Below are 12,648 nucleotides of genomic sequence, written 5' to 3' on the forward strand. Positions count from 1 at the left end.
AAAAGCTGATGGGACTTGATTTATACCAGGTAGGCCTGGGAGAAAAGATAGAAGGCTACTTTAAAGAAATGATAGCAGGAGAAGGAGCAGTTAGAAAAACTCTAAATAAGTACCTTCTCTAGTCAGAATAGCTAAATCTAATACGATAATTGAGGAGTCTGATTAATTATAATCAGGCTCCTTTTTAAATATTAATTTCTTAATTTGCTTCAATTATCAGGGTTAGTATGTTATATTAGTTTTAAACTGAAAAACTAAAAATTACAGAAGGTGATTGAGATTGGTTGAAAATAATATCTTGGAGATTAAAAACTTAAATTATCGTAAAGACGAATATGACTATTTAAAGGATTTTAAAATGGAAGTTGAAAATAAAAGTATTCATTCAGTTTTATTTCAGAATGAAGAGAGTAAAAACAAATTACTGGAATTTATAAGGGGAGAAAGCAAAACTGCTCAGGGACGTTTGATATTTAAGGATAGAGAAATTGGACAAGAGAAACTGCAGAAACTTAAAAAAGAAACTATTTATTTTATTAATCGTTATTCTGCTCTCAATCCGGAAAAAGATCCCCTCGGAATTTTTAAATTTAATAAAAAAGGTGAAAAAGAAAATAGGTCGACAGTTTTTCCGGAAATGACAGTTGCTGAAAACATATTTTTTGGCAGAGAACCACTAAAGAAATTTTTGTTTTTTAAGTCAATTGATAATCAAAAAATGTTTGAGGAGACTCTGAAATTACTGGGCCTGCTGGATGTAGAAATTTATCCGAAACAGAAAATGTTAGAATTAAGCCCACTTAAAAAACAGCTGGTAGAACTCTTGAAAGCTTTATCCCTGGGAGCAGAGCTTATCATTATTGATCAGGCAGTGGTGGAATTGAATGCCAGAGACAAAGAGATATTTTTTAGTTTTATGCAGGAGTTAAAGCAAAAAGATTTTACAATTATTTATTTTACTAAAGAAATAGAAGAAGTATTTAATACATCGGATACAGTGACTGTATTAAAAGATGGCAGGAATAATGGAACCCAAAAGGTTGCAAACTTAGAATATAATCAGCTGGCCCTGATGTTAATGGGTCGATAGACTTATAGAATTTTATTTTCAAAAAGAGGAGTTTGATTAATGACTGATTTTTATCCGGTTTTAGAACAATTATTATTAATGGGAGTTTTAATTGCACTTGGTTTTTATTTGAATCGTGCAGGGAAAATTAAACAGGCTGCAGAAAATGGAATAGCCGAACTCACAATAGATATAGCCTTTCCTGCTTTGATTTTTACGAATATAGTTAAAGATTTTGATTTTAGTATGCTGAGACAGTATTTAATTGTACCTATTTCAGCTTTAATAATTACTGTAATTTCAATTTTAATAATTTTTGTTATTACCCGCAGCCGGGGTTATTCTCGCAGAGAACAGGAAGAATTTGCCTTTGTCTCTGTCTTCAGCAATAATATTTTTGTAGGAGCACCAATTTGTCTGGCACTCTTTGGGGCTCAGGGACTAATTCTGGCGATTTTATACGATTTTGGAATGCAGTTGATTCTCTGGACTGTAGGTATCTGGCTTTTAAAAGATAGTGGTCAGAATGCAGAAAGTCATTTTTTAGCAAATATATTTTCACCTCCAATTGTAGGGCTTTTGCTTGGTCTGCTGGTAGTTTTCAGTGGTTTTAAAATGCCACAATCTGTAATAAATATAACTGATAGTATTGGAGCAATTACCGTTCCTCTGGCTATGATTTTTATTGGACTGCAGCTTGCTAAAAACACTTTTGCTGAAGTTATGGCAAATAAAAAGGTTTATCTGCTTTCATCACTCAGGCTTTTGCTTTTTCCAGCTTTAGTTTATCTGGGGTTAGGGATATTTCCGATTCAACCCTTATTAAGAAGTGTAATGACAATCCTGGCGGCAATGCCTGTTTTTGCCAGTTCTTCTGTAATTATGGAAAAGTACGGACATAAAAGTGATTTTGCCTCAGCTGCAATTTTTGCAACCATAGTTTTTATGGCATTTACTCTGCCTTTATTTATCTGGTTAACTGTTTAATTTGAAAGCATTTTCAAAAAAGAATATAATTAATACGAGGTGAAAGATAGTGGTTTCTATAAATGATGTAGCAGAAAAGGCAAATGTATCAATATCTACTGTATCGAGAGTGATTAATCAAAATGCTAATGTTTCACGTGAAAAGGAAGAAGCAGTTTTAAAGGCTGTTGATGAACTTGATTATATTCCAAATGGTTTGGCTCAGGGATTGGTAACTAAAAAAAGCAAATCGATTGGTGTTTTAATTGCTGATATCGCTAATCTTTATTATTCTTATCTGGTCAAAAGTATAGAGAAAGAACTTCGGGCTGCCGGATATTATGCAGTGATTGGCAACACTGAGTGGGATGGAAAAAGAGAAAAAGAATATGTGAGACATTTAATGCAGCGGCAGGTCGATGGTTTTATTCTGGCTTCAACTTCTTTAACCTCTTCTTATTTAGAGCAGTTATTAGAAAAGGATATTCCCCTGGTAGTATTAGATCGCGAAATTAAATCAGATAAGATAGATAAAATAAGAATTGATGATTATAAAGGTGGTTATCAGGCTGCAGAACACTTACTGGAATGCAGGTATAATTATTTTGTTCACCTCCAGGGAGCCGATTTTACAGCTACTGCGGCTGATCGTGCTCGCGGCTTTAAAGATTGTATGCAGGATAATGGTATTGATCATTCTAATTATAAAGTTATTTCTTCATCTTTTGTCGAATCCGAAGCAGCTCAAGATATTGCTCAGTTTTTGGATTCAAATAATATTAAAGATAAGCGCCCCGGGATTTTTGCTGCCAATGATGCAGCTGCTTTTGGGGTTTTAAAAGAACTAAAAAAGAGGGGGATAAAAGTTCCCGAGCAGGCGGGAGTTGTTGGTTTTGATAATGTTAATTTTGCTGAATATTCAAGCCCGGCTCTAACAACTATCAGCAGGCCAATTGATGAAATCGGAAAAATTTCCGCCAGAACGTTACTGAAGAGACTAAATATGAATGAAAATGAAAAGATAACAGAAAAGGATATAACTCTTGCCGTAAAATTAATAAGGAGAGAGAGTACGGCCAAAATATCGGAGGAGAAACTATGATGAATTTTCTGAAGGAAGAAAAGAAAATAATTTTTATATATATTTTACTTGGCTTTGCCTGGATTTATTTCTCCGACACTTTACTTTATAAGCTGGCCGGTAACTCAGAAGTTTTTCGGATTCTGCAGTCCTTTAAAGGCACCTTTTATGTCCTGGCGACTGCTGTTTTACTTTACTTATTGATTAAACGCTATGTTGATAATTTAAAGGAGCAGAAAGAAGAGCTAAATGCTTTAAATGAAGAACTAACAGCTTATAATGAAGAGCTTTTAGCGATGAATGAGGAGCTGGACCAATCACTGGATGAGTTAAATGAAATGAATGGAAAATTTATTTCGATGATTAATCTGGTTTCGGATCTAGATAAACAGAATAATCTGGATCAGGATCAGTTTCTATCACGTTTATTAAAACAGGCGGTTAAAATTGTGCCGGAAGCTGATTATGGTAAAGTATATTTGATTGAAGATGGAGTCTGCAGATTTATAGATGCTGTCGGCCATGATATTGAAATTTTAAAAAATCTAAAGATTGATCAGAAAAGCTTATTTCATTATGACGAAAGAGGTATTTTTACTTCTGAGCAGTATTCAATAAATTTAGATAAGATTCCGCGCAAATACCAGAAAGATTTTAAAAAGGCCTTAAAAGAAATTAAAGATTCACTTTTTATTAATATTGAAGTTAATGAAAAAGTTGTCGGTAGAATTTCACTTGATATTGCCGCAGCCAGCAGTGCTGAATTTAGAGATACAACTAAAAAAGTGCTGCAGTCTTTTGCTATGTTAGCTTCTTCCTTTTTTGCTTTTAAGCGTTTTGATAAACTACAGGGTAAATTTACAAAAGAATTAATTTCATCAATAATTAGGATTTTAGAAATTTATGATAGTTATACCAAGGGACATTCTGAAAATGTCGCCAATCTTGCGGCCAATGTTGCGGAAAAAATGGGGCTTTCTCGTAAAATGGTGGTTGATACTTACTGGGCCGGGATGGTTCATGATATAGGAAAACTTCTGGTTCCAGTAAATGTTCTCAATAAAAAAGGAAAGTTAACTGAAGAGGAATATCAGTTGATAAAAAAACATCCTCTCTGGGGAAGTCAGGCTCTCGCGAATTCTGCAGTTTTAAAACACATTTCAAAATATATTTTATATCATCATGAACGTTGGGATGGCAATGGTTATCCGGAGGGAATAGAGGACAAAGAAATCCCGCTGGTTTCTCAAATTATTGCTGTTGCTGATTCCTGGGATGCAATGAGATCCGAGCGTTCTTATAGAAAACCCTTGAGTAAAGAAGAAGCGATAGCTGAGATTGAAAACAATAAGGGGAGCCAGTTTTCGCCTGAGGTTGCTGATCGATTTTTAGAGCTTGTTTCAACAAGTGATTTTTCTATTAAAAAGACCGCTCTAGATTCCAGCAGTGGTCCGGATTCTGTTACTCTTAATGAAGATTATTTTGAATATCTTTTTGAAGAAAGTGCGGAAGGAATTGTAGTACTGGACAGCAAATTTAGAATAATAAAAAGTAATAAGTATTTTTTGGATATGTTCGATTATAAACGATATGAGGTTTTAGATAAGCATATTAAGGATGTTGTTGTACCGGGAGAGAAAAGCAAGGAGACTGATAGATTTATTGAACTTGTTAAAAATGGAGAAAGAGTTAATGCCCGAACATTTAGAGAAAATAGCAGTGGAGAAAAAGTTGAAGTATCTGTTCAGGGATTTCCTATTTCTTTAGCTCAAGGCAAAACAGGATACTATATAATTTATCAGGATATTAGTGAATTTAAAGATTTAGAAAGAAAATATTTTAACTCACAGCAGAAATACAGAGCTTTATTTGAAAATGAAGATATTATCATTTTGATTATTGATCCTGAAACCGGGCAAATAATTGATGCCAATCCAGCAGCTGAGAACTTTTATGACTGGAATAAAGCTGAGCTTAAATCAAAAAAAATATCAGAGATCAATGTTTTGAGTCCTGCTGAAGTAAAGGCGGAGATGAGAAATGCCAGAGCAAATGATAAGAATAGATTTTTATTTAAGCATCGATTAGCTTCGGGTGAGATTAAAAAGGTTGAAGTTTACAGTCAGCCAATTAAATTTGAAGAAAAAGAATATTTATATTCTATAGTTCATGAACTTAAAAGCAAAGAGGCCAAGAAATTAGAACTTATTAACTAAATTTTATTTAGAATTATTTATTTATCAAACAAGGATTTTTTTAGCAAATAGAGAATTATATAATTACAGGAGGTCGATATTATGAGAAAAATTCTGGTAGCTGTTGATGGTTCTAAAAGTGCACAGAAAGCTGCAAAAAGGGCTGCCGATCTTGCTCAGGATGTAGGGGCTGAAGTAACTTTGATTCATGTTTATACCGAGTCCGCTCAGATTCCAGTTAACCAGTTCAACGAAGTGGCCTCTTATCTATCTGCAGAAACAATGGAGGAGATTATGTCTCAGCAGGAAGATACAATTAAGGAAAAGAGGCAAAAAATTCTGGATGAGGATGCTGAGTTTTTTCAGGATAAGGGAATCAAACCAGATAAAGTACTTCTACACGGTGATCCAGCAGATGAAGTCTGTGATTATGCGGAGAAAAATAAATTTGACCTGATTGTTGTTGCTGACAAGGGTCATGGTAAAGTAGAGAGGTTTTTGCTGGGCAGTATTAGTGATAAAATTGTCAGACATGCCAGAACTTCAGTAATGGTTGTTAAGTAAACTGTAAACGAAAAACTTGATGTCAGGTAATTTAGTTTTGATATCAAATACCTGGCATCAAGTCTAATTACAACCTCAAAAATTAAATATTTGATGCTAAACCTCTTTAAAAGGAGGTTTTTCTAATTAGGATTAATAAGATCAAAATGAGTTGAAAAATTATCTTATAAGGAGAAAAAATTATGAAAGAATCTGAAAAACAAATTAAAATGAAAAAAGTTAAATGGGGAATTATAGGTTGTGGAGATGTTACCGAGAGAAAAAGTGGCCCAGCACTACAAAAAATAGAAGATTCGTCCCTGGTGGCGGTTATGAGAAGAACAGGGGAGCTTGCCAGAGATTATGCGCGTCGGCATCAGGTTCCGCGCTGGTATGATAGAGCAGAAGATTTAATTAATGATCCAGAAGTTAATGCTGTTTATGTTGCTACACCACCCTCTACTCACAGAAAATATACTATTATGGCAGCTAAAGCAGGATTGCCCGTTTATGTAGAAAAACCAATGGCCAGAAATTATACAGAAGCTCAGGAAATGATTAAAGTCTGTAAAGAAAATAATGTGCAGCTCCATGTAGCTTATTACAGAAGAGCAATGCCCAGATTCTTAAAAATCAAAGAAATTATAGAGCAGGGTAAAATTGGAGATGTTAGAACAGTAAATATCAGACTGGCTCAACCAGTCGAAGAAGCAGAAAAAGATGAGGCAAATTTACCCTGGAGAGTTCTACCTGAAATTGCCGGGGGAGGAAAATTCTTAGACCTGGCCGCACATACTTTAGATTTATTTGATTATTATTTTGGTCCAATAGAGCAGGCTTCCGGTTTCGCTGCTAATCAGGCTGGCTACTATCCGGCTGAAGATAGTGTGGTAATGAGCTTTAAATTTGAAAATGGAATACAGGGAATTGGCAGCTGGACATTTAATGGCTATCATGATCTGGACCAGAATGAAATTATAGGAAACAAAGGACGCCTAATCTTTTCCTCTTTTAGTGAAGAGCCAATTATTTTAGAAAATGAAAAAGGCCATCAGGAAATAGAGTTTTCCTACCCCGAACATGTTCAGCAGCCACTTTTAACAAAAGTAGTTGCCAGTCTTTTAGGAAAAGGAGAGTCACCTTCTACAGGAGAAAGTGCTGCCAGAACTACCGAGATTATGGATCAAATTATAGCAGATTATTATAGAGATTAAAAAAGTGGAGAGAATAATAAAATATAGAAAAATAATATATTCAAATAAATTTTTTAACAGCTTCCCTCTGGGAGGCTGTTTTTTTTAAAACTTATAGCTGGTTAAGAAAAAAAGTCTTATGGATGGAATTTTGGGTAAAAAATTTTGGATAAAAGACTGGATATAATCTGAGCTTTCAGCTTGACTTTATAAACTATTAGCAGTATAATAATTTTATCGAACGACGGGTCGGTCAAAAAAGGAGGAAAATTTATGACACCTAAACTGGTGGACACTGATCAGAGAAAAAGAGAAATAATAGAAGCAACTATTTTTGTATTATCAGAAAAAGGAATCAAAGATATCAGAATAACTGATATCGCAAAAAAGTTAGATCTGGGTAAGAGCACAATTTATGAGTATTTTAAAAACAAGGATGATTTATTAAAACAATCTTTCGAATTTTTTCTGCAGGAGCTTTATATACCAGAAGCAAATGAAAAATATTCGTTTTTGGAGGAGTTAAACTATATACTTGACAGATATTTAAAGCATACAGATCAAGAGTTAAAACAATTTAATGTGATTATAGATATATTTTTTGCCAGTATTAAAGGTGATTTTAAAGAATTTGATTTTGTATTTAATGATTATATTAACTATATGGTTGAAAAAATTAAAAAAGATCAGCAAGCAGGCCTGATCAGGAAAGAAGTTAATCCCCAGGCAGCAGTTTCCTGGATTGGTGCCACTCTTGATGGTCTGGGAATTCAGCTGATTATGAGAGACGAATTTAATGGTGAGGAAATTTTCTCTTCTTTTTTAGAAGCAGTTGAGCTTTATTTAAAAAATAAATAATTTAGTTTTAATTAGAGGTGTAAAATATGAGAGATAAACTATTTAATTATCTGGCCAATACAATTATCAAAAAACCTAAGACTATTTTAATCATTACCGCACTTGTTACAATAGTATTATTATTATTTTCATTTAACCTTAACCTGGAGTTAAGCTGGGTTGGTTTGGCCCCTAAAGGTGATCCTTCTCAAACTGAATTCCGGAAAATTGTAGATAATTATCCTTCGGCCAGTAAAATGTATGTAACTGTAGAAGATAAAGGTGGAGATTTAGAATCAGCAGCAAAAATTGCAGCTGAAAATCTGGAAAAACTGCAGTATGTAAAACGGGTAGATTATCGTGTAAATATGGATTATTTGCTTGATAATGGCCTTCTGCTCTATGAGTCTGATAATTTAAATAACATAACTGATATTTTAAAAAATCCGAATCTAACCGGCTTTATAACAAACTTGAATGACCTTTATGAAAAAGAATATAAGGGTAATAGTAGTGGTATTGAAGATGATAAGCAGGAGATGGTCAGAACCTTAAGGGGCTTAGATTATTTTCTTCAGTTAGCTGATCGATCATTGACTCAGAATATTAAATCTGAAGAGATGGATAAAGGGGTTAAGAGATTGCTTGTTGGAGATCCCTATCTGAGTTCCATCAAAGGAGATACTTTATTAATGACTGTACAGCCTACTTTTGGAGCTCTGGATTATAATAAACTGAAGCCAGGTGTAGGTGCCATTGCAGAGGAGTTGAAAAAGATAGAAAAAGAGTATCCAGGATTTAAATATGGATTAACTGGAATGCATGTAATTGCCAGAGATGAAATGGAAAGCACAACCCGAGATTCAACTCTGGCCATGATAATAGGTCTGATTCTGGTCCTAATAATTTTAATAGCAGCTTTTAAAATGTGGTTATCACCCCTTTTGGCAGCAGTTCCTTTAATTGTTGGTATAATCTGGGATATGGGATTGACTTCTATATTTATTGGTAGATTAAATATTTTTACTGTTTTTACAGCTGCCATGTTGATTGGACTGGGGATTGATTTTTCTGTTCATATTTTGAGTGGATTTACAGAAGCTCGCAGTAAAGATTATTCTTTAGAGGATTCTGTGCATTTTACTTTAGAGAAGGTAGGTCCTGGTATACTTACTGGTGCTTTAACTACTGCTGCAGCTTTCTTTACCCTGACAATTAGCTCACTTGGTTTTTTAGTTGAGCTGGGTTTGATTATGGGAATGGGAATTTTGAGCATTATGCTGGCAGTTTTCCTAATCTTACCTGCATTATTATTTCTAAGAGATGGAAGCAAATCTTCCACGGTCAAAAAGGGTAATTATCCTGTAATTGGTAAAATAGCCGGCTGGTCCAGAAAATGGAGATATCCTGTTTTAGCTATAGTATTACTAATCCTTATTTTTTCAGCCTGGCAGGGAACTATGGTTGACTTTTATTTGAGTATCAAAAAAATCGAACCAGAAGGACTGGAATCGATAAAAGTAATGGATGATATTGCTGATAAATTCAATATGAGCAATGATGCAGTTCTGTATACCACTGATAATTTAAAGAAAACTTATCAGCTGGCAGAAGAAATAAAAGACCAGCCCCAGGTTGAAAGAGTAAGTGCAATTACCGAATACCTGCCTCCATCAGATATACAGCAGCAGAGATTGAAAAATTTAACTGCTGTTAATCAAATGCTTAAAAGGAGACCGGGCTATCAAAAAACGGATATAAACAATTTAATTACTCAGTTAAAAAGGTTAGAAAATAATTTGATTGAAATTGGTCAGCTTTCTTATATGTCCGGGATAGATGAGGTAGTAAATGTTACAGATAAAATCACAGGTTTGCCCGGGAATCCAGGAATATTATCAAATTTTATAAGTAAACTGGAAGCTGAAAAATATCAACAGCAAAAATTAAATGATTTTGTCAGCAGTTTTTATGATAGTTTCAGTGAAAATAGTGGAAAAATGGAAATCAAGAGTGAGCTTACAGTAAATGATTTACCGGCAGATATAAAATCACAATTTATAAGTGCAGATGGCAGTTCATATCTTAATTCAGTTTATGCTAAAGGAAACCTGTGGGACAGAATAAAAAAACCTTTTGGCAGCAGGTTTATTCACATGCTGAGAGAAAAAGTGCCCCGGGTTACAGGTACCCCAATTTTTATGCGGGTCTTATATGATCAGGTTAGTAAGGAGGTAACAGAAGCAGTTTTCTTAATTGCTGTTACACTGTTGTTACTGTTATTTTTCCATTTCCGGTCATTCAAAGAAGCTTTTATTGCCTTTTTACCTCTCATTTCAGCTCTTACAGTAACAATGGGACTCATAAAAATTCTAAATGTTAACCTGGATATTTTTAGTGTGCTTGCTTTTCCCTTAATTATTGGAATTGGGATTGATGATGGTGTTCATGTGATTCACCGTTTAAATATTAGTGATCAGGATATGCAGACAGTATTTAGCAGTGTTGGACGAGCTATTTTACTTACCACTCTGACAACGATGGCATCATTTGGTTCTTTGATGATTGCTCAATATCAGGCTATATATCGTCTGGGAGTGACCCTGTTTATTGGAGTTGCCTTCTGTTTTATTATGACTTTAATTATTATTCCGGCTTTATTAACTAATAAAAATAAAATTAATGAAAGTGAGGAGAATTAAGATGAAAATAGCAAAAAAAATTATTAATTTAAGTATTCTAGCAGCTTTAATGATTATAATTGCTGTCAGTATTGTTAATGCAGCAAATATAACAGGTCAGGAGATTATAGATAAGGCAGAAGATAATATGGATTATGGTAATTATCAGAGCCAGGCTCAGATGACAATCCACACAACCGGTGGAGATAAAAGAGAACTTAAAATGGAGATCCGGGGTGAAGGAACTGAAAAATCAATTATGAAATATTATGAGCCTGCCCGGATAGAAGGAGTAACTTTTCTTTTTATCAAAGATGATATCTGGTCTTTCTTTCCGAGAACAGGAAGAGTTAGACATTTAGCTGCATCTACCAAAAATCAAAAAATGATGGGAAGTTCTTTTAGTTATGATGATTTTAGCAGTGAAGCTTTTGAAGATTACAGCGTGAAATTAATTGGAAACGAAAAAATGCTGGGAGAAGAGTGTTATAAAGTTGAAGGTCAGGCTAAAAGTGATGAGGCAGCATATGATGGCTTTACAGCCTGGGTTACAGAAGGAGATTTTCGACTGCTTAAAGTTAATTATTTTAAAGCTGGAGAAAAGATAAAGGTGATGACCATCGAAACTTTTATGAAGGTAAACGGGAAATTAAGGCCCAAAAAAATTACAATGAAAGATTTAAATGAAGATAATCAGACTGTTTTTGAGTATATAGAAATTGAAACTGGAGTTAACTTTAGACCTAATTATTTTAATAAGAGAAATTTAGAGAGAATTTCTAAAAGCCAACTTTAAAATTTATATAAGGAGGAGGCCTGATTTTCAATGAAAAAAATAATATCTATTCTATTTATATTAATATTAATATCGGTGGTTTCTTATCCAGTTCTGGCGGTAGATTTTTCTTATGGAGGGCAGTTCGATAGTTATCTGGAAAGGAAGAATAATAATTATAATTTTGCTAATGAGCTTAAGTTAAAATTTGATTTAGGCAGCTTTAATTATAATGGACATCTGGAAGGAGCTTTGATTAATCAAGATAGTAAATTTGCCAATCTGAGCCAGTTTTCTCCCGATAATGAAGTTAAATTAGATAAAGCCTATCTTGATTTCTGGTTTGCTTCTGGTGAACTTAAGCTTGGAAAACAGAGGATTGCCTGGGGTTCTGGTTATTTTTTTAATCCAACTGATATAATAAATCCGCTTAAGGAAGATAATAAAAGCGAAATAAATCCCCGTCAGAGTACAGACAGCATTTTTGGCAGCTATTATCTGGGCAAAGGGGCGCTGCAGGGAGTTATAGTAACTGATTTTCAGCCTTTAGGACCTGACAACAATGATCAAGCAGCAGAGGTGGCCCGGTCAATTAATCCCGCTCTGGATGGGAGTGTAGTTTTACCACAAGATTTTAGCGATGAGCTCGAATATGGATTGAGGTACACAACAGTTATTAATTATTACGATTTTTCTCTCATGTATTATCAGGGAAGAGAGGACTATCCAGTTGTATCTGCTTTTGAAAGTAACAATACTCCTCCTGAGGTCATTTTTAGTTATCCGGAAAAAGAAACTTTTGGACTTGATCTTTCTGGCACCCTTGCCGGGGGAGAAATAGGAGTCTGGGTTGAAGCAGCATATACTAATCCAGATATTGGGCATAATTATTTACAATCGATCATTGGTCTGGACTATACCTACCAAAATGGTCTTCATCTGCTTGGTGAGTATTATAGAGATGAAAGTTTAAGTAATTTTATACCCGGTCAGGAGGTAAAGACTAAAGATTTTTTGGGCTTAGAAAGTGATTATAATTTAACTGATCTGCTGAAAATTACAGGAAGTTTATTGACGCCGTTTAATTCCGATTTTTATCTTTTAAATGGAGAGTTAAATTATTCGATGGCCCAGAATGTCGAGTTAAAAGCAGGATTTAATCAACCAATAAATGAGGAAGGAACAATTTTTGAGAATAATGACTTATTTCCGGCTGAAGATAATCTTTATTTAGAGCTTTCCTATTATTTTTAGTAAAGATATTTGACAAAGTGAAATTAAAAGAATATAATGTGACTACAAAGTCAT

Annotated in this window: 10 protein-coding genes; all 10 read left to right on the top strand. The window is 34.1% G+C overall.

What is annotated here, in order from left to right:
- Positions 1 to 280 precede the first annotated feature (280 nt).
- The 10 genes from BW929_RS03655 to BW929_RS03700 all read left to right on the top strand — a co-directional run bounded on the left by BW929_RS03655 (position 281) and on the right by BW929_RS03700 (position 12,594).
- Entirely contained in the window at positions 281 to 1,090 is an 810-nt protein-coding gene (locus BW929_RS03655) for an ATP-binding cassette domain-containing protein (RefSeq protein WP_076544035.1), read from the top strand.
- Positions 1,091 to 1,129: 39 nt separating this feature from the next.
- On the top strand, positions 1,130 to 2,056 hold the full coding sequence (locus tag BW929_RS03660; protein WP_076544036.1) for an AEC family transporter: 927 nt from the start codon (positions 1,130 to 1,132) through the stop codon (positions 2,054 to 2,056).
- A gap of 49 nt (positions 2,057 to 2,105) precedes the next feature.
- On the top strand, positions 2,106 to 3,137 hold the full coding sequence (locus BW929_RS03665; protein ID WP_076544037.1) for a LacI family DNA-binding transcriptional regulator: 1,032 nt from the start codon (positions 2,106 to 2,108) through the stop codon (positions 3,135 to 3,137).
- Positions 3,134 to 5,332 carry an HD domain-containing phosphohydrolase gene (locus tag BW929_RS03670; protein WP_159437151.1) on the top strand — a complete coding sequence of 733 codons (2,199 nt, stop codon included), beginning with the start codon at positions 3,134 to 3,136 and terminating at the stop codon, positions 5,330 to 5,332. The genes BW929_RS03665 and BW929_RS03670 overlap by 4 nt, the downstream gene beginning before the upstream one ends.
- An 81-nt stretch (positions 5,333 to 5,413) precedes the next feature.
- Positions 5,414 to 5,875: a universal stress protein gene (locus BW929_RS03675; RefSeq protein ID WP_076544039.1), complete on the top strand. Its 462-nt coding sequence runs from the start codon at positions 5,414 to 5,416 to the stop codon at positions 5,873 to 5,875.
- Positions 5,876 to 6,084: 209 nt separating this feature from the next.
- Positions 6,085 to 7,068 (top strand): Gfo/Idh/MocA family protein, encoded by a 984-nt coding sequence (locus tag BW929_RS03680; protein ID WP_076544203.1) that lies wholly within the window; start codon positions 6,085 to 6,087, stop codon positions 7,066 to 7,068.
- Positions 7,069 to 7,320: 252 nt separating this feature from the next.
- Positions 7,321 to 7,905 carry a TetR/AcrR family transcriptional regulator gene (locus tag BW929_RS03685; protein WP_076544040.1) on the top strand — a complete coding sequence of 195 codons (585 nt, stop codon included), beginning with the start codon at positions 7,321 to 7,323 and terminating at the stop codon, positions 7,903 to 7,905.
- A 26-nt stretch (positions 7,906 to 7,931) separates the two neighbouring features.
- Complete coding sequence (locus tag BW929_RS03690; RefSeq protein ID WP_076544041.1) at positions 7,932 to 10,586, top strand: efflux RND transporter permease subunit; 2,655 nt, start codon at positions 7,932 to 7,934, stop codon at positions 10,584 to 10,586.
- A 1-nt stretch (position 10,587) separates the two neighbouring features.
- The gene (locus BW929_RS03695; RefSeq protein ID WP_076544042.1) at positions 10,588 to 11,361 is read left to right on the top strand and encodes an outer membrane lipoprotein-sorting protein; all 774 of its coding nucleotides are present in this window, start codon (positions 10,588 to 10,590) and stop codon (positions 11,359 to 11,361) included.
- Between the two features lie 30 nt (positions 11,362 to 11,391).
- On the top strand, positions 11,392 to 12,594 hold the full coding sequence (locus BW929_RS03700; RefSeq protein ID WP_076544043.1) for a hypothetical protein: 1,203 nt from the start codon (positions 11,392 to 11,394) through the stop codon (positions 12,592 to 12,594).
- Positions 12,595 to 12,648: the final 54 nt, after the last annotated feature.

It is taken from the genome of Halanaerobium kushneri (assembly GCF_900156285.1).
Lineage (GTDB): Bacteria > Bacillota > Halanaerobiia > Halanaerobiales > Halanaerobiaceae > Halanaerobium > Halanaerobium kushneri.

Bases quoted from the DNA above. Each gene is read 5' to 3' on its own strand.
- BW929_RS03660 (WP_076544036.1), top strand. From the start codon at position 1,130: ATGACTGATTTTTATCCGGTTTTAGAACAATTATTATTAATGGGAGTT.
- BW929_RS03670 (WP_159437151.1), top strand. From the start codon at position 3,134: ATGATGAATTTTCTGAAGGAAGAAAAGAAAATAATTTTTATATATATT.
- BW929_RS03675 (WP_076544039.1), top strand. From the start codon at position 5,414: ATGAGAAAAATTCTGGTAGCTGTTGATGGTTCTAAAAGTGCACAGAAA.
- BW929_RS03680 (WP_076544203.1), top strand. From the start codon at position 6,085: ATGAAAAAAGTTAAATGGGGAATTATAGGTTGTGGAGATGTTACCGAG.
- BW929_RS03685 (WP_076544040.1), top strand. From the start codon at position 7,321: ATGACACCTAAACTGGTGGACACTGATCAGAGAAAAAGAGAAATAATA.
- BW929_RS03690 (WP_076544041.1), top strand. From the start codon at position 7,932: ATGAGAGATAAACTATTTAATTATCTGGCCAATACAATTATCAAAAAA.
- BW929_RS03695 (WP_076544042.1), top strand. From the start codon at position 10,588: ATGAAAATAGCAAAAAAAATTATTAATTTAAGTATTCTAGCAGCTTTA.
- BW929_RS03700 (WP_076544043.1), top strand. From the start codon at position 11,392: ATGAAAAAAATAATATCTATTCTATTTATATTAATATTAATATCGGTG.